24 protein-coding genes, 1 pseudogene and 1 riboswitch are annotated in these 24,030 nt (G+C 67.7%); of the genes and pseudogenes, 3 read left to right on the top strand and 22 right to left on the bottom strand.

All coding sequences use genetic code 11. The features are described 5' to 3' along the window. Positions 1 to 46: 46 nt before the first annotated feature. Positions 47 to 144, bottom strand: a riboswitch (glycine riboswitch). 41 nt (positions 145 to 185) lie between these two features. The 11 genes from ACEL92_RS13710 to ACEL92_RS13760 all read right to left on the bottom strand — a co-directional run bounded on the left by ACEL92_RS13710 (position 186) and on the right by ACEL92_RS13760 (position 10,509). Next, the gene (locus ACEL92_RS13710) at positions 186 to 791 is read right to left on the bottom strand and encodes a MerR family transcriptional regulator (protein WP_260737685.1); all 606 of its coding nucleotides are present in this window, start codon (positions 789 to 791) and stop codon (positions 186 to 188) included. A 292-nt stretch (positions 792 to 1,083) separates the two neighbouring features. Continuing rightward, positions 1,084 to 1,578, bottom strand: a complete 495-nt coding sequence (locus tag ACEL92_RS13715) for a bifunctional nuclease family protein (protein WP_046184273.1) — start codon at positions 1,576 to 1,578, stop codon at positions 1,084 to 1,086. Positions 1,579 to 1,683: 105 nt separating this feature from the next. Further along, complete coding sequence (locus tag ACEL92_RS13720; RefSeq protein WP_374021296.1) at positions 1,684 to 2,439, bottom strand: MerR family transcriptional regulator; 756 nt, start codon at positions 2,437 to 2,439, stop codon at positions 1,684 to 1,686. Beyond that, a complete protein-coding gene (garA, locus tag ACEL92_RS13725) occupies positions 2,439 to 2,900 on the bottom strand; it encodes a glycogen accumulation regulator GarA (RefSeq protein WP_374026212.1) in 462 nt (153 codons plus the stop codon). Before garA ends, ACEL92_RS13720 begins: the two co-directional genes overlap by 1 nt. Positions 2,901 to 3,159: 259 nt before the next feature. Further along, complete coding sequence (gcvH, locus tag ACEL92_RS13730) at positions 3,160 to 3,558, bottom strand: glycine cleavage system protein GcvH (RefSeq protein WP_374021297.1); 399 nt, start codon at positions 3,556 to 3,558, stop codon at positions 3,160 to 3,162. Positions 3,559 to 3,586: 28 nt separating this feature from the next. Beyond that, entirely contained in the window at positions 3,587 to 4,531 is a 945-nt protein-coding gene (locus tag ACEL92_RS13735) for a DUF881 domain-containing protein (protein WP_374021298.1), read from the bottom strand. Beyond that, the gene (locus ACEL92_RS13740; RefSeq protein ID WP_007170008.1) at positions 4,494 to 4,826 is read right to left on the bottom strand and encodes a small basic family protein; all 333 of its coding nucleotides are present in this window, start codon (positions 4,824 to 4,826) and stop codon (positions 4,494 to 4,496) included. Before ACEL92_RS13740 ends, ACEL92_RS13735 begins: the two co-directional genes overlap by 38 nt. Before the next feature lie 55 nt (positions 4,827 to 4,881). Next, positions 4,882 to 5,808, bottom strand: a complete 927-nt coding sequence (locus ACEL92_RS13745) for a DUF881 domain-containing protein (RefSeq protein ID WP_374021299.1) — start codon at positions 5,806 to 5,808, stop codon at positions 4,882 to 4,884. Continuing rightward, the gene (locus ACEL92_RS13750) at positions 5,801 to 6,430 is read right to left on the bottom strand and encodes a CDP-alcohol phosphatidyltransferase family protein (RefSeq protein WP_374021300.1); all 630 of its coding nucleotides are present in this window, start codon (positions 6,428 to 6,430) and stop codon (positions 5,801 to 5,803) included. Before ACEL92_RS13750 ends, ACEL92_RS13745 begins: the two co-directional genes overlap by 8 nt. A gap of 67 nt (positions 6,431 to 6,497) precedes the next feature. Further along, on the bottom strand, positions 6,498 to 8,822 hold the full coding sequence (gene secA2, locus ACEL92_RS13755) for an accessory Sec system translocase SecA2 (RefSeq protein ID WP_374021301.1): 2,325 nt from the start codon (positions 8,820 to 8,822) through the stop codon (positions 6,498 to 6,500). A gap of 34 nt (positions 8,823 to 8,856) precedes the next feature. Beyond that, positions 8,857 to 10,509 carry an acetolactate synthase gene (locus ACEL92_RS13760; RefSeq protein WP_374021302.1) on the bottom strand — a complete coding sequence of 551 codons (1,653 nt, stop codon included), beginning with the start codon at positions 10,507 to 10,509 and terminating at the stop codon, positions 8,857 to 8,859. A 93-nt stretch (positions 10,510 to 10,602) separates the two neighbouring features. Here ACEL92_RS13760 and ACEL92_RS13765 point away from each other — a divergent pair, with 93 nt between their 5' ends. Beyond that, complete coding sequence (locus ACEL92_RS13765; RefSeq protein ID WP_374021303.1) at positions 10,603 to 12,528, top strand: ABC transporter ATP-binding protein/permease; 1,926 nt, start codon at positions 10,603 to 10,605, stop codon at positions 12,526 to 12,528. 3 nt (positions 12,529 to 12,531) lie between these two features. Here ACEL92_RS13765 and ACEL92_RS13770 read toward each other — a convergent pair whose 3' ends face one another. The 3 genes from ACEL92_RS13770 to ACEL92_RS13780 form a co-directional block, all read right to left on the bottom strand. Beyond that, positions 12,532 to 13,995, bottom strand: coding sequence for an FAD-binding protein (locus ACEL92_RS13770; RefSeq protein WP_374021304.1), 1,464 nt, complete (start codon positions 13,993 to 13,995; stop codon positions 12,532 to 12,534). Continuing rightward, the gene (locus ACEL92_RS13775) at positions 13,992 to 14,495 is read right to left on the bottom strand and encodes a VOC family protein (RefSeq protein WP_374021305.1); all 504 of its coding nucleotides are present in this window, start codon (positions 14,493 to 14,495) and stop codon (positions 13,992 to 13,994) included. The genes ACEL92_RS13770 and ACEL92_RS13775 overlap by 4 nt, the downstream gene beginning before the upstream one ends. 120 nt (positions 14,496 to 14,615) lie before the next feature. Next, positions 14,616 to 15,299: a TetR/AcrR family transcriptional regulator gene (locus ACEL92_RS13780; RefSeq protein WP_374021306.1), complete on the bottom strand. Its 684-nt coding sequence runs from the start codon at positions 15,297 to 15,299 to the stop codon at positions 14,616 to 14,618. Between the two features lie 112 nt (positions 15,300 to 15,411). Between ACEL92_RS13780 and ACEL92_RS13785 the strand changes: the two genes are divergently transcribed. Further along, a complete protein-coding gene (locus ACEL92_RS13785) occupies positions 15,412 to 15,855 on the top strand; it encodes a nitroreductase/quinone reductase family protein (RefSeq protein WP_374021307.1) in 444 nt (147 codons plus the stop codon). 5 nt (positions 15,856 to 15,860) lie between these two features. On the opposite strand, the gene ACEL92_RS13790 is transcribed toward ACEL92_RS13785, so the two are convergent. Next, positions 15,861 to 16,541 (bottom strand): hypothetical protein, encoded by a 681-nt coding sequence (locus ACEL92_RS13790; protein ID WP_374021308.1) that lies wholly within the window; start codon positions 16,539 to 16,541, stop codon positions 15,861 to 15,863. Between the two features lie 94 nt (positions 16,542 to 16,635). Continuing rightward, positions 16,636 to 17,568: a sterol desaturase family protein gene (locus ACEL92_RS13795; RefSeq protein ID WP_374021309.1), complete on the bottom strand. Its 933-nt coding sequence runs from the start codon at positions 17,566 to 17,568 to the stop codon at positions 16,636 to 16,638. 101 nt (positions 17,569 to 17,669) lie between these two features. Here ACEL92_RS13795 and ACEL92_RS13800 point away from each other — a divergent pair, with 101 nt between their 5' ends. Beyond that, the gene (locus ACEL92_RS13800) at positions 17,670 to 18,866 is read left to right on the top strand and encodes an NAD(P)/FAD-dependent oxidoreductase (RefSeq protein ID WP_374021310.1); all 1,197 of its coding nucleotides are present in this window, start codon (positions 17,670 to 17,672) and stop codon (positions 18,864 to 18,866) included. On the opposite strand, the gene ACEL92_RS13805 is transcribed toward ACEL92_RS13800, so the two are convergent. The 6 genes and pseudogenes from ACEL92_RS13805 to ACEL92_RS13830 form a co-directional block, all read right to left on the bottom strand. Then, positions 18,863 to 19,573: an MgtC/SapB family protein gene (locus ACEL92_RS13805; protein WP_374021311.1), complete on the bottom strand. Its 711-nt coding sequence runs from the start codon at positions 19,571 to 19,573 to the stop codon at positions 18,863 to 18,865. The two genes, ACEL92_RS13800 and ACEL92_RS13805, sit on opposite strands and share 4 nt — an antisense overlap. 168 nt (positions 19,574 to 19,741) lie before the next feature. Next, positions 19,742 to 20,062 (bottom strand): DUF732 domain-containing protein, encoded by a 321-nt coding sequence (locus ACEL92_RS13810; protein ID WP_374021312.1) that lies wholly within the window; start codon positions 20,060 to 20,062, stop codon positions 19,742 to 19,744. A gap of 91 nt (positions 20,063 to 20,153) precedes the next feature. Further along, positions 20,154 to 20,477 carry a DUF732 domain-containing protein gene (locus ACEL92_RS13815; RefSeq protein ID WP_374021313.1) on the bottom strand — a complete coding sequence of 108 codons (324 nt, stop codon included), beginning with the start codon at positions 20,475 to 20,477 and terminating at the stop codon, positions 20,154 to 20,156. Between the two features lie 91 nt (positions 20,478 to 20,568). Beyond that, positions 20,569 to 21,981, bottom strand: a complete 1,413-nt coding sequence (locus ACEL92_RS13820) for a PPE family protein (protein ID WP_374021314.1) — start codon at positions 21,979 to 21,981, stop codon at positions 20,569 to 20,571. A gap of 55 nt (positions 21,982 to 22,036) precedes the next feature. Continuing rightward, the gene (locus tag ACEL92_RS13825; protein ID WP_374021315.1) at positions 22,037 to 23,296 is read right to left on the bottom strand and encodes a PPE family protein; all 1,260 of its coding nucleotides are present in this window, start codon (positions 23,294 to 23,296) and stop codon (positions 22,037 to 22,039) included. 616 nt (positions 23,297 to 23,912) lie between these two features. Then, positions 23,913 to 23,996 (bottom strand): annotated as a pseudogene (locus tag ACEL92_RS13830) (type VII secretion protein EsxI); the annotation flags it as partial. Between the last annotated feature and the right edge of the window lie 34 nt (positions 23,997 to 24,030).

A 24,030-nucleotide genomic window follows, 5' to 3' on the forward strand; every position in this document is an offset into this window, starting at 1 on the left:
GGCGGGCGCCGACCGCTGGGGCCGGCACCGCTTTCCAGAGGCATCGTTAACCCGCGCGGTCCGGGTGCCTGAGAGGTTAGCGGAGAGGTGTTGCTCCTTCGGCGTCCGTGACTGGCCGTCACGAAACTCTCCCGCACGAGTGCGATGCAGCGTCCAGTTTACCCGGCCCGGTGGCGCGGGTGGGGTTAACCGATCTTGCGGTCGCGGTGCTTGCGACGCGAGGCCAGTTCGTCTTCCGGGGCGGCGATCGACTCGCCCCCGTCGGCCCGCTCGCCAGGGAAGTCGGCGATCACGCCGGTCAGCTCCCGCATGGCGCCCGACACCGCGATGCCGAACACGCCCTGGCCGCCCTGCAGCAGGTCGACGACCTCTTCGGCCGACGTGCACTCGTACACGGTGGTGCCGTCGGAGAACAACGTGATGTTGGCGAGGTCCTGCACGCCGCGCTGGCGCAGGTGGTCGACCGCAACCCTGATGTTGTGCAGCGAGATTCCGGTGTCGAGCAGCCGCTTGACGATCTTGAGCACCAGGATGTCTTTGAACGAGTAGAGCCGCTGGCTGCCGGAGCCCGCCGCGCTGCGGATCGACGGCACCACCAGCGACGTGCGCGCCCAATAGTCCAGCTGGCGGTAGGTGATTCCGGCGATCTGGCAGGCACTCGGTCCGCGGTAGCCGACCAGCTCGTCCGGCACGGAGTCATCGGGAAAGAGCCCGGGCTGCACGGGCGCTTCCGGCGCGGCGGTCGGGTGGTCAGCTAGATCCAGCTGTTCTTGGCGTGGCTGCTCGCTCACGGTGCTTCCTCTCGCCGATCGCGCTTTCGTTTCCAGCTGCGTACTGGCTGCGTCGCAGCAACGTTTGCTCAGGCCCGAGTGCTAGAGAGCTTACGCGCTTGCATAGCTACCGCGCCCTTAAGTCGTGATCAAAGTATGGCTGCCGCCGGGCAAAGTGAGGGCGCTATCCGCCAGGCGTGTCGACATCCCGGTGGTAAGTGAGATGGATCCGTGATGTCGGTCTCCAGGGTAGTCCCCGCCGACGGTGTTCGCGAAGCCGCTGCAACCGGCCGGAACGGGGTCCGGGAAGTGGCTAGGTGGCCTTGAAGTCGTCGGGCGAGACGCTGTCGAGGAACTCCTTGAACTTCTCCACCTCGTCCTCGCGCACGGCGGTGCCGCCCTCTTCGTCGGTCTCGTCGGGGATGAGCAGGCCGGCCTGGGCCAGCACGGCCTCCTCGACATAGATCGGGACGCCGACGCGCAGCGCTATCGCCACCGAATCCGAGGGCCGCGCCGACACCGTGATGTTGCGGTCGAACACCAGGTCGGCGTAAAAGGTGCCCTCTTGCAGGTCGACGATCCGCACCTCTTTCAGTGAATGGCCAAGCGCGGCAATGACATCCCGGATCAGATCGTGCGTCAGCGGACGCGGCGGCTCGACGCCCTGCTGCTCGAGCGCGATGGCGGCAGCCTCCGATTGACCAATCCAGATCGGCAGGTATCGATCGCCGTCGGTTTCACGCAGTAGCAGCACCGGCTGGTTCTGCGGCTGCTCCACGCGAATGCCGACAACACGAACTTCACCCATTTGTGTCTGCCCTCCGCATATGCTGCCGTCTCCGTTCTTGGCGCAACGGCGGCCCCTAATTTCCGCTGTGCCGCTGAAAACCAAGCTATCGACGAAGTCTAGTCCTCAGCGATGCAGAACGTCGCGAACGGCGGATTTGATCAGCGATGTGTGCAAGGTGATGGCCAGGGCCGCCACCTCGCGCGCCAGGTCGTCGGCGCGGTCCCGGGCTCCGGTCTTACCGGCTTTCCCTATCGGCCCGGCGATTTGGGCGATCAGGTCTGATTGCCGGTCCGCCGCCGAGCGGAAGGCCCGCAGGTGCCGCGGCTCGACACCGTATTCCGACAGCGCCCGCGCGCACTGCAGGATGACGACGGCGTGTTCGTCGAAGAAGCCGCCCGGGCCGGTGGTGATCACCCCCGCCTTGAGCAGCGCCGTCAACAGGTCCTCGCCCACCCCCGAACGCTCCAGCAGGTCTTCCCGGCTCAACCGGATGCTCGACGGCGCGACGGCCGCCGCGTCGGATCCGGCGCCCGGCTCGGCGTCGGTCTCCCCGATTCCCGCCACGGACACCAGTCGTGGGGCGGCGTAGGCCGACCCGAAGGGCGGCAACTCCCCGTCGGGCTGCGCGTCCAGCTGCGCCCGGATGACCTTGAGCGGTAGGTAATGATCGCGCTGCGCGGTGAGGATGAACCGCAGCCGAGCGCAGTCGTAGGCGGTGAATCTCCGATAGCCCGAGGCGGCGCGCTGCGGCGTCACCAGTCCTTCGGCCTCCAGGAAGCGAATCTTGGAGATCGTGACATCGGGAAAGTCCGGCCTCAACAGTTCCAGGACCGCCCCAATCGACATCCCGGCCAGTGCCGGGCTATCGGGTGCGCTCACTAGCCTCCGGATCCTCCGTCCTCACCCTGCTTGGGCCCGGTCAGAAACACCAAGCGGAACTTGCCGATCTGCACCTCGTCGCCGTTGGCCAGCACCGCCGAGTCGACGGGCTCGCGGTTGACGTAGGTGCCATTCAGGCTACCGACATCCACCACGTTGAATTCGTCGTTTTCCAGCCTGAATTCGGCGTGGCGGCGGCTGACGGTCACGTCGTCGAGGAAGATGTCGCTGTCGGGATGCCGGCCGGCCGATGTGATGGGCTGGTCGAGCAGGAATCGCGAGCCGGCGTTCGGTCCCCGTTTGACGACCAGCAACGCCGAGCCGGCGGGCAGGCCCTCCACCCCGGAAACCGCGCTCTCGGTGCCCGCCTGCGCGGGCGCATCCAGTTCGTTGAGGAAGTCGGCACGGAAGACCGAAGTCGTCTCCACCGTGACTTCGTCAGAGGTCTGGTCGTTGTCCATGTCCGTCACGCTGCTCCTCACTGGCCGCTGTGGCGTTGTCTGACCGGGCCGCTCGGCCGGCTGCTCACTGGGTTTACTCGCCCGGTACTGCCGATTGCTAAGACTGCTGCCTTCAAGTGTCGATCTGTCGACGGTACCGCGCATAGGTCTGCAATGTGCCCCCACCCGACGATCGGCGGACCGATTGACCGCCTTTCCCCCGCCGGCCTTCCGCACCGCTCGCGTCGCCGCGCGGGGCTGGCAGGCAGATTAGCAATCGTCATTCGGTCAGTGTTCCGCGGTAGGCCTCGGCGTCAAGCAGCGACGAGATGGTCGACTCCAGCGCGGCGACGTCGGACACCTGCACATCCAGCAGCCACCCGGCCCCATACGGGTCGGAGTTGACCAGCTGCGGGCTGCCTTCCAGATCGGCGTTGACCGCGGACACCGTGCCCGACACCGGCGCGTACAGATCGGACACCGACTTCGTCGACTCGACCTCGCCGAAGGATTCACCCGCGGTCAGCTCGGCCCCGACGTCGGGCAGCTGAACGAAGACGACATCGCCCAAAGCCGACTGCGCGAAGTCGGTGATCCCGACCCGAACGACGTCGTCACCGCTTCGGCGAACCCATTCGTGTTCGGCGGTGTAGTGCAGTTCGGGCGGGATATCGCTCACGAGTAATCCTGTTCTGTTGCGGACGTGCTCACTTGACGGGCTGAGCGTATTGGTGCGGTTTTGGTTGTCGCAAGGTGGTCACGTCCACTCGGTCGTCCTGCCGCACGGACATCCGCGCACCGACGCGCTTGATGCTGTCCTCGGCGCCGCCCGGAATGTTCATCGCCGCGGCCAGGGTGGGCGGATCACCAATGGCCAGAATCGAATACGGGGGTGACAGCGTCTTGGTGTCCATGGTCAGCGAGCCGGGCATGCCCACCACCCAGGTATCGACACCCACGCGCACGGACTGGTGTGCATCGTTGATCTCGATCGCCTCCGCGCCGGCGGCCCGCAATTCGTTGATCACGTCGAGCATGACCTCAGGCGAGACCCCTGGCCCCGGGTCGTCGATGGTGACCGTGACGCCCGGCCCGGTGGCGCCCACGGCGCCGACCAGGATGGACAGGGCAGCCAGCCTGGCCTGCGCGGCCTGGATGGCGGCCTGGTCGTTGTTGCCCGACGCCTGCAGCGAATTCAGCGTGTTCTGCAGTTCGTTCACTTCGGCGTTGAGGGTGGCCTCGCGCTGCCGCAACGAATCCAAGAGCACCAACAAGTCTGCGGGACGCGCCGTTTCCAGTGAATCACCCGACTCGTTCTGGCGGAACTGCGTGACGATGGCGATGCCCAGCAGCAGACACAACAACACCGCCAACGTCCCGAACGCGACCCGGGAACGGCCGCCGCGGACCATGCCCGACAGGCCGGTGCGGCGCACCGGACCGATCTCCGGACGTGGACGCTTGGGCGGAAGTTCGTGCCGGCCGTGCGGCGCGCGGCCTTCCGCTGCACCGCTTTCGGCCGCGCCGCCTGGCGGTTCCCCGCTCACACTGGCCACACCTCGGCCATGGCGCCGCTCCCCTCCGTCGCTTCGCTCCGCATCGTCGCGCCGCCCGTCACGCCCCGAACAGCCGGCGGCGCAGCGCGGCGGCATTGCCGAAGATGCGGATTCCCAGCACCACGATTATCGCCGTGGACAGCTGCGTGCCCACGCCCAATTGATCCCCGACATAAACGATCAACGCGGCCACGAAAACGTTGAACACGAACGAGATCACAAAGACCTTGGGGTCAAAGATCCGCTCCAGGTAGGCGCGGAGCCCGCCGAACACGGCGTCGAGCGCCGCCACCACCGCGATGGGTAGGTACGGCTGGACGACCTCGGGCACCGCGGGGTGGAACACCAGGCCGAGCACGATCCCGATCGCCAGCGCCGCGATACCGATCATGCTCGGCTTCCGTTCGGTGACTCGCACGCGCGGAGACGTCTGCCGAGGACTTTTGTCACTGTGGCCCAATCTGTTTGGCGAACCTGGTATCCCGGATCGATCCGGCGGGAAGCGTCAGCCCGTCGGCGGCGTCCACCGTGACGACCACACCGTAGGAGACCTCGAGGAGCTTGAGGCGCTGTCGGCCGGAGCTCTGGTCGAAGACATCCCGCATCGCGCGGGGCGATCCCACCGCGAGGATCGTGTACGGGCTGCTGGTGGGGTTGTTGTCGACCAGGATCGCCCCGCCCGCTTGCCGAATGGTCACGTTCGGCCCGATGCGGACGCCGCCGACCGAGATGGCCTCGGCCCCGCTCACCCACAACGAGTTGACGACCAGCTGCAGATCCCGGTCCAGGATGATCTGCCTGCTGCCGCTGACCCGCTGCTTGGAGACGTCGGAGAGGTTCGGGCCGGCACCGGGATCGGTCACGGTCACCTTAAGGCCGGGACCGATGACGGGCCGGCTGGCCGCCGCCAGGCCCAGCGCATCGAGGCGAGCCAACAGCCGCTGCCCTTCGGCGTCGTCGGCCAGCGCGCGCCGCTGCACGTCGTCGACTCGAGAGGACAGCTCGCTGCGCCGCTGGGCGAGTTTGGCGGCGGTGCTCTCCGCCGACCGCACATTGCCCAGCAACAGCTGCTGCGCAGAGCGCACACCGGGGGCGACCGAGCGGGCCTGCGCGACGGCGGCGGCGAAGACGGTGGCGATCAGCAGCGCCGCCAACGCCTGCCAGAGCCAACCGAAGGCGCGTTGGCGCGCGCCGCCCGGCGCGGCGGCCCCGCCACGTTTCGCCGCGGCCGCGGCGTAGCCGGGATCGAGGTGCTCGGAGAGCAGGGCGCGCAGCAGGGACGGCACCGGGATCAACTTCGGCCGCGACGCCACGTGTGCGCTGCGGCCGGCGTTGGGGTCGTAGCCGCCCAGCAGGCGGTCCGGGTCAGCCACGATCGACCGCCCTGGGCGTGCCGGGCGGGTGCGCACCGTGTTTGAGCCGGGGCATCCGGCGGATGACCAGCGTCATCTGCACCACGTACTGCGCGAACGCCCACAGATAGCCGTACATGCCCCAGATCAGGAAGGCCCAGCCGCAGGCCCCGACCACCCGGCTCCACAGGGCATCCCAGGTGCCCAGCAGCACCAGCGGGAAGCCCGACATCAACGCGAACGTCGCGGCCTTGCCGATGTAGGTCACCGGCAGCGCCTTCAAGCCCCGGCTCCACAACAGCGGCAGCGTCGCCGCCAGCAGCCCGTCGCGCGCCAGCAGGATGCCGACGAACCACCACGGCACGATCCCGCTCAGCGCCATCACGACCGGCACGCAGATCATGTAGAGGCGGTCGACCGCCGGGTCGAGCAGGGTGCCAAGCCGCGAGGACTGGTCGAGCAGCCGGGCGATCTTGCCGTCGGCCCAGTCGGACGCGCCGCTGAACATCAGGATTCCGACCGCCCACCCGTTGGCGTGCGCGAACAGCAGGGCGTAGACGAACACCGCGATGAGCACCAGGCGAATGGCGCTCAGCGCGTTGGGCACCGTCAGCACCCGGTCAGGCGGAAGCGCCGGCTCCATAAGCCGTGACCTTAGCCGAACGCCGAGTGTGCGGCTGGACGCACATTCGGCGCCCGCCGTAAACGGCTTAGCGGAAGACCCCGGGCAGGCTGAGCGTCGACAGCGTGTCGTCCGACAGCGGGTTGTCGTTGACCATGTAGGTCCACGTCGAGGTGGGCCGGGCCAGCTTGGACAGATCCAGGCCCTGCTCCTCCTCGAGGACGTTCGCGGTCTCGAACGTCTGCTGCGCGGCCTCGATGGCGTCGGCCGCCAGCGACGCGAACGCGTCCACCGCCAGCCGGTGGAATTCGTCCAGCGGGTTCTGCCGCCCCAGCGCGCGCAGGTGGATGCTCTCGCGGATGTCCGCCAGGTAGGCCAGATGGTCGGCCCACCCGCGGTCCAGGTGGTAGAGCATGATCTGCCGGCAGATCTTCTCCAGGCGATCTTCGGGGATGTCCTTGGACAGCTCCTTGTACCGCTTGGGCGAGAGTTCCGCGAGCTCCTCGCGCGCAGTTGCGGTGCGCAGCAACGTGTTACGGCGGTCGACGATGATGGCCCGCTGCTGGGCGATCAACTGGTTGTAGCGCCAGGTGTTGGCGTGCACGTCCAGCATCCGGCCCTCGGCGACCCGCTGGGCGTGGTCGAGCAGCCCGGCCGCCTTGGGGCTGACGATCCGGCCGTCCTCGTCGGTTTCCATCGGCAGCTTGTTGTGGTCGAGGTTGGCCGCCACGACGTCGTCTTCCCAACTCGAGAAGAACACCGACGAGCCGGGATCGCCCTGGCGTCCCGCGCGCCCGCGCAGCTGGTTGTCCAGCCGCTCCGTGTGATGCCGTCCGGTGCCCACCACGTGCAGGCCGCCGAGCTCGGCGACCCGGTCGTGGTCGGCCTCGTCGGAGCCACCGAGCCGAATGTCGGTGCCGCGCCCGGCCATCTGCGTCGACACGGTGACCACCCCGAACTTGCCGGCCTCGGCGATGACCTCCGCCTCCTCGGCGTCGTTCTTGGCGTTCAGGACCACCGCGGGCACGCCCCGGCGCAGCAGCCGCTCGTGCAGTTCCTCGGATTCGGCCACGTCGCGGGTGCCGACCAGCACCGGCTGGCCGGTCTTGTGCACCTCGGCGATGTGCTCGACGATCCCGTCGTTCTTGGCGGCGGCGGTGATGTAGACGCGGTCGGACTCGTCCTCGCGAATGTTGGGTTTATTGGACGGAATCGGCGACACACCGAGCTTGTAGAACTGGCGCAGCTGCTCCCCGGCGGCCAGCGCGGTTCCCGTCATGCCGCACACGGTCTCGTAGCGGTTGATCAGCGCCTGCACCGTGATGGTGTCGAGCACCTCCCCGGTTTCGGTGGTCTCGATCCCTTCCTTGGCCTCGACCGCGGCCTGCAGGCCGTCGGGCCAGCGCTGCAACTGCGCGATGCGCCCGCGGGAGGCGTTGATCAGGTGCACGGCGTCATCGCGGACGATGTAGTGCACGTCGCGCTGCAGCAGCACGTGCGCGTGCAGCGCGACGTTGACTTCGGTCAGGGTCGTGCCGACGTGCTCCTCGGAGTAGAGGTCGATGCCGCCGAGGGCCTTCTCCACTTTGCGCGCCCCGACGTCGGTCAGATGCACGTTGCGGCTGTCGGAGTCGGTGTCGTAATCGGTTTCCGGGGACAGTTCGCCGACCAGCTTGATGATCTCCAGCCGGGGCGTCTCCCGGTGCGTCGTGCCCGCGAGCACCAGCGGCACCAGGGCCTCGTCGACGAGCACCGAGTCGGCCTCGTCGATCAGGGCCACGTCGGGGTTGGGCGACACCAGGTCGTCGACGTCGACCACGAGCTGGTCGCGCAGCACGTCGAAACCGATTTCGTTGACCGAGGCGTAAGTGACGTCGCAGCCATAGGCGGCGCGACGCTCCTCGCTGGTCGACTCGGCGGTGATCCAGCCGACCGTCAGCCCCATCGCCTCGATCAGTGGGCCCATCCACTCCGCGTCGCGGCGGGCGAGGTAATCGTTGATCGTCACCACGTGCACGTGCCGCCCGGCCAGGGCGTAGCCGGCCGCCGCGATCGCCCCGGAGAGCGTCTTGCCCTCACCGGTGGCCATCTCGATGACGTCGCCGGCGAGCATCCGCAGCGCACCGAGGAGCTGGACGTCGAACGGGCGCAGCGTGGTGGCCCGTTCGGCCGCCTCCCTCGCGATCGCCAGGAATTGCGGGATGTCGTCGGACTCGGCGAGGTCCTCGAGCTTGAGCAGCTTGGCGGCCTTGCGCAGTTGCTCGTCGGTCAGGCCGGCGGCTTCCTCGTCATATTCGGACGAGTCGGTGACCTGGGATAGGGAGCGGTTGCGGTTCTTTTCGGTGCTGGCGCCCAGCAGTCGCCAAAATCGGCTGCTCAGGCGGCCGGGTTGCGCGCGGGTGGTCTTTGGCACAGGTCAACGGTACGCGGTGAGCAGCATTGACCCGTCAGGCGAGGTTGGACCGGCGGGGATAGGCGACGTTGGGATCGGTGAGCACATTGACCACCGAGGGCAGTCCGCTGGCGAAGGCGCGTTCCAGCGCGGGCCGCAGCTCGGCCGGCGCCGAGACCAGCTCACCGTGGCCGCCCAGCGCGCGCACCACCTCGTCGTAGCGGGTGCCCGGCCGCAGTTCCGCCACCACCGAATAGCCGTACAACGCCTCCATCGGATGCTTCTCCAGCGCCCAGATCCCGTTGTTGCCGATCACCGACACCACGGGCACGTGGTGCCGGACCAGGGTGTCCCATTCCATGCCGCTGAACCCGAAGGCGCCATCGCCCTGCAGCAGGACGACCTGACGGTCCGGCCGGGCCAGCTTGGCGGCCAGGGCGTAACCCGGGCCCGAGCCGAGGCAGCCGAACGGGCCGCTGTCCAGCCAGCAGCCCGGTTGATAGCTATCGATCACCCGCCCGGCGTAGGACCCGAAGTCGCCGGCGTCGATGACGACGATGGCGTCGCGGTCGAGCATCGGCGACAGCTCGGCGTACACCCGCATGGGATGCAGCGGCACCCGCTCGTCGGCGAGTTCGGCCTTTTCCTTTCCGCGTGCGGCGGTCTCGGCGGTGCGCAGTTCGTCGATCCAGTCGCGGTGGTCGTTCCCGCCCCCGGACGCCAGCGCCGCGAGTATCGACAACAGGTCGCCGTAGAGCTCGGCCTCAACCGGGCGGGGATGCTTGCGTTCGGGTTCGGCGCGGTCCACCACGATGAGCCGGGTCTGTGGCCCGAACACCCCGCCGAAGCCCAGCCGGAAATCCATGGGAACCCCGACGATCAGCGCAACATCGGCCTCGCCCAACGCTTTTCCCCGCACCCGGGAGAACGCCAACGGGTGGTCGGCGGGCACCGCGCCGCGGGCCATCCCGTTCATCAGCACCGGGATCTGTAGTTCCTCGGCGAGGCGCAGCAGGGCCGCCTCCCCGTGCCCCCACCAGACGTTGGTGCCCGCCATGATGACCGGCCGGTTGGCCCCCGACAGCACGCTGGCGGCGCGGCCTAGGGCGGCGCCGTCCAGGTCGTCGACGCCGGGCCCCGGCGGCAGGTCGGCGAGGGCGCCGGGACGCCCGTGATCCTCGGACATGGAAAACACGTGGTCCATGGGGAAGTCGACGAAGCCGACGCCCGACGGGGCGCCGACCGCCGCACGCAACGCCTCGTCGACGAGCCGGCCGGCGTCGTCGGCGGACTGCGCCGTCGCGGCGAAGCGGGCCAGCGGCGCCACGAACGGCACGTGGTCGACCTCCTGCAACGAGCCCATGCCCCACCGCCCGGCCGGGGCCCGGCCACCGAGCACGACGAGCGGCGACTGGTTCTGCTGCGCGGCCGCCATCGCGCTCATCCCGTTGGTCACGCCCGGTCCCGCGGTGAGCGCGGCGACGCCGGGCACCCTCGTCACTTTCGACCACCCTTCGGCGGCGAAGGCCGCGGTCTGCTCGTGGCGGGTGTCGATCAGCCGAATCCCCTCTTCACGGCAACCGTCGTAGACCGAAAAGAGGTGCCCGCCGGACAACGTGAAGAGGGTGTCGACACCGCTGGCCCGCAGGCGCCGCGCGATGAGCCGGCCGGCGTGCAATGTTTGTGTGGGGATGGCGTCGGTGCTCATAACCGCAGCCTATCCAGATCCGTCGGGTACCTTCGCCGGAGGATTTGAAGTGCCAGCCAAGTCCACCAGCTCGACCGTGAGGAGACAGCGACCATGGGTCCGAAGCCGTTCAAACCCTCGATCAACTGGTCGGCGGCGGCCGTGGATTCCTTGCGATGGGTCGCCATCGCGTGGCTGATCAGCGCCGTCTGTCTGTTCGTGGCGCTGGTCCTGTTCAGATACGTCACACCGTGGGGACGGCAATTCTGGCGCATCACGCGCGGGTACTTCGTCGGGACGCGCAGCATCGGGGTGTGGGTGATGCTGGGCGTGCTGTTGCTGTCGGTGTTGCTTTCGGTGCGGCTGATGGTGTTACTCAGCTACCAGGGCAACGACCTGTACACAGCGGTGCAGAAGGCCGTCCAGGGCGTCGCGGCCGATGACGATGCGGTCAAACAATCGGGCATTCACGGCTTCTGGATGTCGATCGCGATCTTCAGCGTGCTGGCCACCCTCTATGTCATCCGGTTCATGATCGACATCTACCTGACGCAGCGGTTCATCATCGCCTGGCGCATGTGGCTGACGTCGCATCTCACCGACGACTGGCTCGACGGCCGGGCCTACTACCGCGACTTGTTCATCGATGACACGATCGACAACCCCGACCAGCGCATCCAGCAGGACATCGACATCTTTACCGCGAACGCGGGCGGCACCCCGAACATCCCGTCGAACGGCACGGGCAGCACCTTGCTGTTCGGGGCCGTCAACGCGGTGGCGTCGGTCATCTCCTTCGCGGCGATCCTGTGGAACCTGTCCGGAAACCTCAACGTGTTCGGCGTCGAGTTTCCGCGCGCGATGTTCTGGACTGTCCTGGTCTACGTGTTGGTCGCCACGCTGGTCGCCATCTGGCTCGGGCATCCGCTGATCTGGCTCAGCTTCAACAACGAGAAACTCAACGCCGCCTTCCGCTACGCGTTGGTGCGACTGCGCGATGCCGCCGAGGCCGTGGGGTTCTACCGCGGTGAGCGAGTCGAGCGGGCGCAACTGTGGCGTCGGTTCACCCCGATCATCGACAACTACCGCAAGTTCGTGCGCCGGACCATCATCTTCAACGGCTGGAACTGGTCGGTGTCGCAGGCGATCGTCCCGCTGCCGTGGGTGATTCAGGCGCCGCGGCTGTTCGCCGGGCAGATCGACTTCGGCGACGTCGGACAGAGCGCGACGGCCTTTGGCAACATTCACGATTCGCTGTCGTTCTTCCGCAACAACTACGACGCCTTCGCGGCCTTCCGGGCGGCCATCATCCGGTTGCACGGCCTGGTCGACGCCAACAGTCAGGGCCGCGCGCTGCCGACCATGCTGGTCAAGCCGAGCGAGGAGACGGCCGTCGAGCTGCGCGACGTCGAGGTGCGTACCCCGGCCGGCGACCGGCTGATCGATCCGCTGGATGTTCAACTGGCCGAAGGCGATTCGCTGGTGATCACCGGGCGCTCGGGCGCCGGCAAGACCACGCTGCTGCGCAGCCTGGCCGAATTGTGGCCGTACGCATCCGGGACCCTCTGCCGTCCCGACGGCGAGAACGCGACGATGTTCCTCTCGCAGCTGCCGTACGTGCCGCTGGGCAGCCTGCGCACCGTGGTCTGCTACCCGAACTCGCCCGACGGCGTGTCCAATGACGAGCTGCGTGACGTGCTCACCAAAGTGGCGTTGGCCCCGCTGCTCGAGCGGCTCGACGAAGAGCGGGATTGGGCCAAGGTCCTCTCCCCCGGTGAGCAGCAGCGCGTCGCTTTCGCGCGCATCCTGCTGACCAAGCCGAAGGCCGTCTTCCTGGACGAGGCCACCTCCGCGCTCGACGAAGGCCTGGAATTCGCGCTCTACCAACTGGTTCGGACCGAGCTCCCGGACTGCGTGGTGGTCAGCGTCAGTCATCGGCCCACCGTCGAGCAGCACCACGAACAAGAGCTGCAGTTGCTCGGGGGTGGCCCATGGCGGTTGGGCCCCGTGGAAGAGAAGAAGGAGCCCGCGGGCGTCTAGCTCCTACGCGCCCCCGGCGCTTCGCGCCGCGTGCGCTCCGGCGCGGCGCCCGAAGAACGAGCCCTCGCCCAGCTGCGTGCCGCTGGCGTAGCCCTTGCCGTCCTGGGCGATGTTGGAGGCGCACGCGCCGGCCGCATACAAGCCCGGCACGACAGTGCCGTCCTCGCGCAGTACCTCGCCGTCCACGGACGTGGCCAGACCACCGATGGTGAAACCGGCATACATTGCCTTGCCCAGCGACATGTCGAACGCGCCCCAGGGGCCCTGATCCTGCGCCGCGAGGAATTCGGGCTGCTTGTGAAAGTCAGGATCCTCGCCGCGGGCGGCGTTGGCGTTGTAGCGGTCCAGCGTCGCCACCAGGTTGCCCGCCGGAATGCCAAGCGCCGCTTCCATTTCCGGGACGGTTTCCCAGCCGTCGATCAGCGGAACCAGCGGCATCTTCGGGTGCTCCAAATGCGCCTCGTCGACGATGAGGAACGCCGCGCTATCTGGCTGGTCCATGATGAACCCGGAAGTCCGTGAATGGTAGGAATCCTCCGCGACGAAGCGCTGCCCGAGCTTGTTCACGATGATGCCGGTAAGCAGGATCGACGGCGGGTAGGGCGGGGCCGTGATGAAGATTTGGTCCATGTGTTCGGTCGCGCCACCAGCCGATACGCCCAGCCGGATGCCCAGGCCGTCGTCGTAGGTATTGCCCAGCACGAACGGCTTTTCCGCCAGCTTCGGCGTGTGCTTGGCAACCATCTCCGAGTTCATGACGAATCCCCCGGCGGCGATGATCACCGACTTTGCCTTGATCGCACCGGTTTCGGCGAAGTGCTTCCACATGACACCGCACACCGCGCCCGGACCGTCCAGGATGAGCTCGGTGGCTGCGGTCTCGTACCGGATCTGCACGCCCAGGCTGGCGGCCCGTTTCAGCAGCAGATCGATCACCATGCTGGCCCCCCCGGTGTCACCGGGCACGGGGACCTTGTGGCCGCGCGGCGCGGGCACGGCCTTCTCCAGGAAGGGCCACACCTTCTCGTTGCCGGTGAACATCAGGCCTTCGGTGTTCGGCTGGATGACCGCTTTGCCCGGGAAGTAGCTGCGCTCGAACTGAAAGCCCAAGTCTTCCAGCCAGTTGAAATGCTCGACGCTGCCCTCGCAGTAGGCGCGGATCTTGTCGTGGTCCGGCTGCCGAGAGACGGCCACCAGGTACTTGTACATCTCCTCCGGCGAATCCGGGTGGCCGGTCGCCTGCTGGACCGCCGTGCCACCACCGAGGTAAAAGTGGCCGCCCGCAAGCGAAGTCGTCCCCCCTGCCACGGCGGCGCGCTCGAGCACCAGCACGCGCGCCCCGGCGGCCGCCGCGCTGACGGCCGCACAACCGCCCGCGATGCCGAAGCCGACCACCACCACGTCGACTTCATCGGACCACGACGTGACGGCGTCCGCGTTGACCGTTGCCGGAATCTCGGTGCTCATGGGCGCTGCTCCTGTTTGATGTAGTCGTAAAACGCCCTCATCTCGGGCGCTATGTAGGCGATTTCCACGAACGGCAACGCCGCTTGCGGCGCCGACACATAGGCGAACTGAATCCCGCCGGGCATCACGCCCTGCTGCACGATCGAGGCCCCGAATGCGACCGCCTCTGCCAACGCCGCGTCGAATTGTTCGGGGCTGTCGGCCTCCATGCAGATGTGGTGCAGACCCTGCCCGGAGTCACGCAGAAAGTCACTATAGATGTTCTTGCCGCGCACCGGCTGGATCAGCTCCAGCTGCATGTCACCGAGATAGCTCAGCGATATGCTGGCAACGAAATCGGCGGGCTCGCCGAGGTAGCTGCAGGACTCCGGAGCAAAGTGAACCTCGGGTATCCGTACCCACTTGCGCACACCTAACAGGCCGGTGAGGGCGGTTTCGGTGGCATCGAGGTCGGTGGTCACCCACGCGATCTGCGTCGGCGATTGAACGGGAAGGGTCATCGTCTCGCAGGATAGTCCAGTGCGGCGGGCGCCAGAAAGACCCACGAATACTTTGCCCATGGGGCACCGGCCGCGTCCCCGGGAGCTGGGTGAACACGTTCTAATTTCGGTCTGCGACCGTCAATGGCGACTCAGCATGTCCACCAACAGCCGAAGCTGCGCGTCGAACACGGCCTCGGGGTCGGTCAGGGTGTCGCTGCCGTATTGCCCGAACACCTCGAGGCTGATCGCGCCCAGCACCCCGGCCCACAACAAGAAGCACTTGCCGACCACCTGGTCGTCGCCGGGAAACCCGAACTCGTGGCGAATCCGCTCGAAGTCCGTGGACATCGGTTGTGGGGCAACGACATCGGTCAGCCTGATATCACCGGTGGCAATCCCGGATGCGACGGCGTCGAAGAAGGCCGCGACCACCCGGGTTCCCACGGCCACCGTGCGCTCGGGCGGTGCGTGGTACCCGGGCACCGGGCTGCCGTACAGCAGGGCCCAGCGGGAGGGATGCGCGACGGCCCACCGCCGGGTGGCCCGGGCGATCGCGACCACGTCGTCACTCCAGAGCTCCCCGGCCGTCTCCCGCGCGCGGTCGACGGCGTCGGCCAGGTCCGAGTAGGCGTCGACCAGCAGCAACGTCAGCAATTCGTCGCGGCTGGACACGTACCGGTACACGGCCGACGACACCATCCCCAGTTCCCGGGCGATCGCCCGCACGGACAGCCCGGCCGCCCCGCGATCCACCAGCTGCTGCCGGCCCAGCTGGATGATGCGCGCCTCGATCTGCTCCCGGGTGTCCTGGCGTTTGCCCACCGGGCCAGTCTGGCACAACCGAGATCACCGCTCTTGCTTTCGGGCCAGGACTGTGGCAATGTCGCGGGCAAAGAGAGCACCGCTCTGGTTAAGTTGTGAGAGGGGATGCGACATGTCCACGCGATACGAGGAACCGAACCGGGGCGCACGGGCCGGTACCGCGGTGATCCGCTGGCTCGCCGAGATGGGTGTCAGCATCGCCGGGACCCGTGCGCTGCGCGTGCGCGGGCGCAAGAGCGGTAAGCCGCGGGCGGTGGTCATCAACCTGCTGACCGTCGATGGCGTGGACTACCTGGTCTCCCCCCGCGGCAACACCCAATGGGCCCGCAACGTCCGCGCCGCGGGCGTCGTCGAGACGGGTCCCCGGTGGCGCAGGCGGCGCGTGCACGTTAGCGAGGTGGCCGACGCGGCCAAGCCCGAACTGCTGCGACGCTATCTCGACCGCTGGTACTGGCAGGTGAGGGATTACGTCGCCGGGCTGACCCCGCACAGCACCGAAGAGCAATTCCGCGCTGCCGCGCCGGCCATCCCGGTGTTCGCCCTCGCAAAGGCCTGAATCGCCTACCGGGCGCCCCGCGCCACGCCGAGATCCTCACGGACCTCCTCGGACGTCGCGCGCCACGACACCGCGGCCGGAAAGTCGCCCCAGACGCTGTTGAAGATCCCCACGAGCAGCCCGGGACCGGCGCTGGACGGCAGGTACACGGGGCCGCCGGAGTCACCGTTGTGGCTCTGCACGCCGTGCGACATGGTGAACCAGCCGTTGTTCACGCTTTCCACCGTGCCGCACGTTTCACCGGTGCTCACGCCGAAGTGGCAGATCGCTTGGCCGGGTGCCAGCGCGGCCGCCGGATTGGAGATCAGCTGACGCCCGCCCGGCAGCACGTTGTTCGCCATGACGCCGTTGTCGAGCACGATCGCCTCGTAGTCGGTGATCAACTGGTCGGTCGCCACCGTCGTCCCGCTGGGGGTGTTGTCCCGGAAGGCGGCCAGACGGCCGATGACCGCTCCGCCCCGGTCGGTGACGACGCCCTCGCCACCCCGGCAGTGCCCGGCGGTGAAGGCGATTTTCATGCCGGGGTCGACGTAGCCCAGCGTGCAGACGCGGTTGCCCTGGTGGATCTCCATGCCCGGATAGACCACGACGGGGTCCGCTTCGGCCGGCGCAAGCGGCAGCCATTGCGCGAGCGCGGCCACGGTGACCGACGCGACGAATGCGCGCAGTGCCAGGCGACGCACCATGAACTCCGATCCGTCGGGGCCTAATCTCGACCGATTTGACATTACGGCGTGACTTTCCGTCACGCAGAAGTCTTCGCGCCGTCCGCCACCGGCGTTACGGCGACGTCGCCACCGGAACGGCCGCCGCGGCCTGCTCAGCCACCCGCGGCGCCCAACCGGGCGGCCCGAAGACGTAGCCGAGACGATCGCGCAGCCGAGTCGCCGAACGCCAGTCGCGGGCGATCGCGACGTATTCGCGGGTCTGCAGTTTCCAGATGTTGAACGTGTCGACCCGCTTGGTGAGGCCGTAGTGCGGCCGGAACAGCTCGGCCTGGAAGCTGCCGAAAAGCCGGTCCCAGATGATCAGGATGCCGCCGTAATTCTTGTCCAGGTAAATCCGGTCCATCCCGTGGTGCACGCGATGGTGTGACGGGGTGTTGAAGACGAACTCGAATGCCCTGGGCAGCTTGTCGATTCGCTCGGTGTGCACCCAGAACTGGTAGATGAGGCTGATCGAGAAGCTGAAGAACACCATCCAGGGCGGTATCCCGAGCAGCGGCAGCGGAACCCACATCAAAATCTCGCCGCTGTTGTTCCACTTCTGGCGGAGGGCCGTGGCGAAGTTGAAGTATTCGCTGGAGTGATGCGCCTGGTGCGTCGCCCAGATCAACCGCACCCGGTGGGCGATCCGGTGATAGGCGTAGTACAGCAGGTCCACGCCGACAAGCGCGATCACCCAGGTGTACCACCGGCCGACCGGGAGGTGCCAGGGCGCGACGTACGCGTACAGGGCGGCGTAGCCGAGCAGGGCCAGCGTCTTCCATGCGGCGGTGGTACCCACCGAAACCAGGCCCATCGAGATGCTGGCGACTGCGTCGCGGGTGAAGTACGCCCCGGACGCCGGCCGGGGCTCGGCGACAATGCTTTCGAGCTTGCGGGCCGCCGCCCATTCCAGGGTCAACAGCAGCAAAAAGAAAGGGATGGCGAGCAGCACCGGGTCCCGCATCTGCGGGGGCAGCGCTGACACGACATCTGAAAGCGCACTCACAGGCATAAGACTACGACGAATGACCGGAACGTCGCGTCGCCTTGGTCCGGCATGCGGCCCACACTGTGGTGACAGGATCGACCGACGTGAGGTGTCGAGCGTTGAGCGCTGTCGTGGTGATCGGCTCGGGGTTCGCCGGACTGTGGGCGGCGCTCGGGGCTGCCCGCCGACTCGACGAGCTCGCCATTCCGGCGGGCACGGTCGACGTCACCGTGTTGTCCGCGCAACCCTTCCACGACATCCGGGTGCGCAACTACGAGGCCGACCTGGCCCGTTGCCGCATCCCGCTCACCGAGCTGCTCGACCCGGCCGGGGTGACACATATAGCCGCAGAGGTGACCGGCATCGACACCGCCGCCCGCACCGTCGCCACGTTGGACGGCGCGACGTACCCGTACGACCGGCTGGTGCTGGCGTCGGGCAGCCGCGTGGTCAAGCCCGACCTACCGGGCCTGCGGGAGTTCGCCTTCGACGTCGACACCTATGACGGTGCGCTGGCGCTGCGGGACCACCTCCGCGGGCTCGCCAATGGTTCGCCGACGGCCGAGGCCGGCACCGTGGTGGTCGTCGGGGCGGGGCTGACCGGGATCGAAGTGGCCTGCGAGCTGCCGGACAGGTTGCGGCGGCTGTTCGCCGGGAGCGGCGTCGCTCCCCGGGTGGTGTTGCTGGACCGCAGCCGCATCGGCTCGGACATGGGCGCCTCGGCGCGGCCGCTGATCGCGGAGGCCCTGTCCGCCAACGGCGTCGAAGCCCGCGCGGGGGTGGGTGTCGACGCCATCGACGGGGGCGGTGTGTCACTCACCTCGGGCGAGTACCTGGCGGCGGCCACCGTGGTGTGGTGTGCCGGCATGCGGGCCAGCCCGCTGACCGAGCAACTGCCGGTTCCGCGCGACGGCCTGGGGCGGGTACCCGTCGACGACTATCTTCGCGTCATCGGGATGCCCGGGATCTTCGCCGCGGGCGACGTCGCCGCCGCTCGCATGGACGACGAGCACCTCTCGGTGATGTCGTGTCAACACGGCCGACCCATGGGCCGCTATGCCGGATACAACGTCATCGGCGACCTGGTCGGAGAACCGCTGCTGCCCCTCCGAATCCCTTGGTATGTCACGGTTCTCGATCTCGGTCCGGCGGGCGCGGTCTATACCGAAGGGTGGGACCGGGTGGTCGTATCCAGCGGCGCGCGGGCCAAGGACACGAAGCGGACCATCAACACCCGGCGGATCTACCCGCCGCTGACCGGCAACCGCGCCGACCTGCTGGCCGCGGCCGCACCGGAGCTGCAGTCCCGTCCTTAGCGGTCCGGCTGCGCTTCGTCGCCGGCGTACCACTGCACCGCGCGGACTCCCGGTTGCAGGGAGAGCTCCGCCACCAGCCGCTCCAGCCGGGCGGGCGCGTCCCCGTCCATGAGGAGGTGAGCGGTCAAAGTGACCTCGTCGTCGTCGGCGTGCGCGGTGTGGATCCCGCGCAGCGTGATGTCGTTGCCGCTTGCGTGCTGCACGATCTGGGCGCGCGCGTACTTCTCGTGCTTCGGGCGGGCGACCACCTGCACCCGGTAGGGCCGCAGGCTTTCGTCTTCGTCCCCCGTGTTGTCGCGGTCGATCAGGCGGCCCAGCGGGCGCCCGAACACGTGAATGGCAATGACGGTCCCCGTGCCGATCAGCGCGAAGACCAGATGCCCGGAGGCGGCCAGCACGCCGATCGCCGCGGAGCACCACAGGGTCGCGGCGGTGTTGAGGCCGCGGACGTTGACTCCTTCGCGCAGGATCACGCCACCGCCGAGGAATCCGATGCCGGACACCACATACGAGGCGACCCTGGTGGGGCTGGTGTCCGTCGTGGCCGCCGCGTACAGAACGAACAACGTCGCGCCGCCGGCCACCAGCGCGTTGGTGCGCAGGCCGGCCCGGCGCGCCCGCCATTGCCGCTCCAGGCCGATCAGGGCTCCGCAGCCCACCCCGACGGCGAGCCGGAGCGCGAAGTCGGCGACGCTCAGCGTTTCCATCGGCACTCCTTCCCCCTCGTTCCAGCCCCGGGCGCGCAGCGGTAGCCGCAGCTAATCAGGCCCAGGTAAACAGCGGGTGGACCCTAATCGAATCGGATGCGATGCGGCAACGCGCGCGAAACCCCCGGTGCCCCTTGGCGTTGCGTCGCGGTCACGACGGGCGCCGCGCTATTGCGCGCTGAGCTTCTGAGGGCAATAGTATTTCGCGGCGATCGCCAGGAACGACGTCGCGTGATCGGCGGTCAGTCCGGGGTTCTGGGCCTGCAATTCGCTGACCATTTGGGGTCCGTACTCGCCGCTGTTCATCGACTCGCACACGGCCCTGGCGAACTGGACGGCTGCGTCGGGCGTCTTATAGGTGATGCCCGCGCTCCGCAGCGAAGCGAGAAAGCTCGCCTGATCGACGGCACCGGTATCCGGATCGGCGTTGGCCGGCGCGGCGAGCCCGATCGCAGCCCAGACGCCGATCAGCGCCACCAGCAGCCTCATAGCCGAGGATTGTGTCACGGCGGCACGTGGAGCGCAGCGCGGAATCACGGCCGAATCGCCCTATCGTTCAGCTCAACCCGGCCGGCGCGGGTCAGGCTTTGCTGAGATGGTGCGGGCAGTAGTACTTTGCGGAAATCATCGCGAAGTTGGAAGCCATCTCCATGTCCATCCCCGGGTTGTGCATCTTCACGTCGTGGACCAGCTCCAGGCCCGACTCGCCATTGTTCAGGCACGAGCACACGGCCCGGCCCGCCCCGACGGCCGCGTCCGGGCTGGCGAAGCTGAAGCCGGCTTGATGCAGGGCGGAGAGAAACGCGCCGTCGTCACCGTCCGGCACCGGCGGCGGATCCGCGTATGCCGGTGCGGCCAGGCCGATTACGAGGGAAGCGCCCAGTGGCGCCAGTAGCCGTTTCATTACCTACCTTCTTTCATGGCGGCGGCAAGAGGACTTGAGATGTTGCACGCCGATCGACAGACCACACCGAGATGTCGAAAGGCCTTGCCGCTTAACCCAACTGGGCGTCGGCGGGCAGAACCTTGGACTTGTCTCCCTTCTTCAGGTGCACCGCGTGGATGCCGGGCTTTTTGGCCAGCTGCTCGAGCAGGGCGTCGAGCCCCTCCTGGTCGACGTTGTGGTGCTGGACGGTTTCGGGCTTTTCCGATATCTGCGCAACCAGACGCTTCAGTTGTTCCGGCGACTGCTTGTCTTTGAGGTCCTTGATCGGCTTCATCCGGTTGCGCACGCTGGCGCCGACCACGGTCGGTCCGCCTGCGCCCAGCGCGCTGCCCAGCATTCCCGCCATCCCCATCGAACTGAACAGGCCGCCCTCGCCCAGGGCGGCCGCGGGCACGGCCTCGGGTCCCGCGGCCGACAATGCGGCGGCAACTGTCCTGATGGCCGGCGTGGCCGAGGCCCAGCTGGGCGGAACGGTCAACTGCCCCACCAAAGTGCCCCGCGCGAAGCCCGCCGTCGGGCTGATCGCGTCGTACAGCGTCCCCCGGCCGAAGCCCAGCACCCCGAGGCCGGCCCCCAGCGCATCCTTCGGCAACGCCCCATAGGTAATGGGCGGGGCGAATTTGAGCCACTGCGACAGCGGGAAGTTGATCAGCAGCCCGACGTCGTTGAATTGCGTGGTCAGCCCCAACGGCACCTTGATGGAGTTGTACATCGCCGTGATCAACGGGGTGCCGCCCGGCGTGGTGCCGAAGCCTTTCAAGAAGGTGGTGATGGCGGTGTTGTATTGGGTGGCGAGCTGCGAGAGCCATGCCAGGATCGGGTTGCCCGGGCCCGCGGTGAGCGAGGTGGCGGCCGCATTGATGGTCGACCCCACGCTGCCGGCCGACGTGCCCGCGGCCTGGCTCATCGCGGCCGCTTGCATCGTGTTGCCCGTGCCGGTGGTGGTCTGCGGCGGCTGGGCGAACGGCGTTAATCGGGTGGCCGCCTCCGACGAACTGGCGTAGGCGTCCATGGCCACAGCGTCTTGGGCCCACATCTCGCCGTATTGGGTCTCGGTGGCGGCGATCGCCGCGGTGTTCTGCCCGAAGAGGTTGGTCGCCATCAGTTGTGCCAAAAGAGCGCGGTTTTCCGCGATCACCGGTGGCGGCACGTGGGCGGCGAACGCCGTCTCGTAGGCCGCGGCCGCCGCGGACGCTTGGCTCGCGGCTTCCTGCGCCTGGGCGGCGGTCTGCTGCATCCAGGCGACGTAGGGGTACGCCGCGGAGGCCATCGCGATCGATGACGGACCCACCCACGGCCCGGTTGTGAGGCTGGAGATCACCCCCGAATAGGCGGTGGCGGTGGACTGCAGTTCGGTGGCGAGGTTCTCCCAGGCCGTCGCCGCCGCCACCAGTGAACCCACTCCCGGACCGCTGTACATCCGCCCCGAGTTGAACTCGGGCGGAAAGGCTCCGTAAAACATTGCTATCCCCTCACTCGGGCGGGTGCCGGACGGCTGTGCGTGGTGGTCATCGGTACTACTCCTCGATGTAAGGGATCACGATGATGGTGGCCGCGGCGGGGTCGGCCTCGGCGACCGCGCCGCCCAGCGAGCCGGCGGCCGCGGCGGTGCCACCGACGGAGTGGGTCGCGCTGGCGGCGACCGCGCGCCCGGCCAAGCTGGACAGGGCCATTTGACTGAAGACGCCCTCTTCGCCGGCCAGAGCGGCCGGGGCGGCGGCCAGGTTGGTGGGCAGCACCTGGGCGATCGTTCGGATCGCCGGAGCCGCTTGCGTCCAGCCCTGTGGCACCGACATGCTCCCGATCACGCGCGCCTCCCCCATGGATCCCGACACCGGCCCCACGGCGGAGCTGAGCATCGGCTTCACCGCGCTCGGACCACTGGTCAGGGGGGCGAGAGCGCCGGAGATGGCCTTGGGGCCGGACAAGTAGGCGGCGGCGCTCTGGCCGTTCTGACCCCACGCGTACGCCTGACCGAACGACAGGAACGGACCGCCCGGCACGCTGCTCCATGACTGGGGGGAATAAGGACCCGTCAGGACCGACCAGATGTTGTTCCAGTAGTCCAGGTTCTGCCCGATTCCGGTGCCCAGGCCAGTCCCCGTTGTTCCGGCATTCGGCGCCGCGTTGCCGGCATTCACCGCGGACTGCATCGTCGTGCTCAGCGAAGACAGCTGCGTCGCGGTGTTGCCGGTCGACTGTGCGCTCGACTGGGTGACGGCGGCCGCCTGCATCGGCCCGGCCGACTCGTTGGTGGTGCGGGGCGGTTCGGCGAAGGGTGTCAGTTGCGACGCGGTCGCCGACGAGGCCGCGTAGCCGTACATCGCGGCGGCGTCCTGCGCCCACATCTCCATGTACTGCGCTTCGGTGGCGGCGATCGCAGGCGTGTTCTGGCCGAGGATGTTGGTCGCGATCAGGGCGGCGAGCAGGGCGCGATTGGCCGCGATGACCGGTGGCGGCACGGTGGCCGCGAACGCCGCCTCATAGGCGCCGGCGGCCAGCTTGGCCTGGGCGCCGGCCTCTTCCGCCTGGGCCCCGGTCGCGTGGATCCATGCGACGTATGGCGCCGCGGCGGCGGCCATCGCGATCGACGACGGGCCCGTCCATGGCCCCGTCGCCAACGCCTCGACCGTCGAGTTATACGACGCGCCCGCGGCCTGCAACTCCGCGGCCAATTCGTCCCACGCCGCCGCAGCGGCCAGCAGCGGGCCCGAGCCCGCACCCACATACATCCGCCCCGAGTTGATCTCCGGCGGAAGCGCTCCGAAATCCAGCATCGACTACCTCCGGTCCCGCAAGTGGCCGCCATGGTAGGCGCGGCTTCGCTGCGTCGGCCGCATCCGCGCCGCGGTTCTAAGGAAACACATGAAATTGGCTAGAGAAGCCATGGGCTTATTTCGCATACTGCAGACAACGGACCATTCTCTCCCTTAGCTGATATCCCCGACAAGATTGACATCCGGCTCAAGTCCAACACCGCTCAATCAATATACGATCATCGTGAGCGAAAAATATTCGGTACTCGTTCCCGCCGCGTATACGGAATGTAAACAGTGAATGACAAGGCGCCGCTGAGTCCTGTGATAACTTTCTGGGACAGCTAATAACCACGATTGGATATACACAGGTGAGTGCGTTATATGCAGTAGAGAGCAACGGCTCACAAAGGGAATGTGAACCGTGATAGATGAAATACAAGTTGGCGAAATGAGCCGCGGCTCAATTCGCGGAATCACTTAAATTTTTGGCGATAATGGGTAAGTTGTGGACCTCCTGAGACATATCGACGGACAGCAACAATCTCTGCATTCGATACCGCAAATAACAGTAGCTTTATGCACCGCGGCTCGCGTGTCAATGCGAACTGATTACCTCTGTCTCAGACGCAATTGTCTAGCTCGAACCGACGGCGCTGTCGGTGCGTGCCATGTTGTTGCCGGCGCTTTGCACCCTCTGCCCGTGGGCGGTGGCCTGCTCTACATCACCTGGAAGAGTCGTGCGCGTTTACGCC

The organism is Mycobacterium hainanense (assembly GCF_041890355.1).
GTDB classification, from domain to species: Bacteria; Actinomycetota; Actinomycetes; order Mycobacteriales; family Mycobacteriaceae; genus Mycobacterium; species Mycobacterium hainanense.

What these genes read in the sequence shown, in the direction of transcription:
- ACEL92_RS13790 (WP_374021308.1), bottom strand. Translation starts at nt 16,541, where the DNA reads ATGGTGCGTCGCCTGGCACTGCGCGCATTCGTCGCGTCGGTCACCGTG.
- ACEL92_RS13750 (WP_374021300.1), bottom strand. Translation starts at nt 6,430, where the DNA reads ATGGAGCCGGCGCTTCCGCCTGACCGGGTGCTGACGGTGCCCAACGCG.
- garA (WP_374026212.1), bottom strand. Translation starts at nt 2,900, where the DNA reads ATGGACAACGACCAGACCTCTGACGAAGTCACGGTGGAGACGACTTCG.
- ACEL92_RS13785 (WP_374021307.1), top strand. Translation starts at nt 15,412, where the DNA reads ATGTCCACGCGATACGAGGAACCGAACCGGGGCGCACGGGCCGGTACC.
- ACEL92_RS13740 (WP_007170008.1), bottom strand. Translation starts at nt 4,826, where the DNA reads ATGATCGGTATCGCGGCGCTGGCGATCGGGATCGTGCTCGGCCTGGTG.
- ACEL92_RS13825 (WP_374021315.1), bottom strand. Translation starts at nt 23,296, where the DNA reads ATGCTGGATTTCGGAGCGCTTCCGCCGGAGATCAACTCGGGGCGGATG.
- ACEL92_RS13775 (WP_374021305.1), bottom strand. Translation starts at nt 14,495, where the DNA reads ATGACCCTTCCCGTTCAATCGCCGACGCAGATCGCGTGGGTGACCACC.
- ACEL92_RS13715 (WP_046184273.1), bottom strand. Translation starts at nt 1,578, where the DNA reads ATGGGTGAAGTTCGTGTTGTCGGCATTCGCGTGGAGCAGCCGCAGAAC.
- ACEL92_RS13810 (WP_374021312.1), bottom strand. Translation starts at nt 20,062, where the DNA reads ATGAGGCTGCTGGTGGCGCTGATCGGCGTCTGGGCTGCGATCGGGCTC.
- ACEL92_RS13820 (WP_374021314.1), bottom strand. Translation starts at nt 21,981, where the DNA reads ATGTTTTACGGAGCCTTTCCGCCCGAGTTCAACTCGGGGCGGATGTAC.
- ACEL92_RS13770 (WP_374021304.1), bottom strand. Translation starts at nt 13,995, where the DNA reads ATGAGCACCGAGATTCCGGCAACGGTCAACGCGGACGCCGTCACGTCG.
- ACEL92_RS13805 (WP_374021311.1), bottom strand. Translation starts at nt 19,573, where the DNA reads ATGGAAACGCTGAGCGTCGCCGACTTCGCGCTCCGGCTCGCCGTCGGG.
- ACEL92_RS13735 (WP_374021298.1), bottom strand. Translation starts at nt 4,531, where the DNA reads ATGCCGCCGCGCTGCGCCGCCGGCTGTTCGGGGCGTGACGGGCGGCGC.
- ACEL92_RS13815 (WP_374021313.1), bottom strand. Translation starts at nt 20,477, where the DNA reads ATGAAACGGCTACTGGCGCCACTGGGCGCTTCCCTCGTAATCGGCCTG.
- ACEL92_RS13760 (WP_374021302.1), bottom strand. Translation starts at nt 10,509, where the DNA reads ATGAGCACCGACGCCATCCCCACACAAACATTGCACGCCGGCCGGCTC.
- ACEL92_RS13765 (WP_374021303.1), top strand. Translation starts at nt 10,603, where the DNA reads ATGGGTCCGAAGCCGTTCAAACCCTCGATCAACTGGTCGGCGGCGGCC.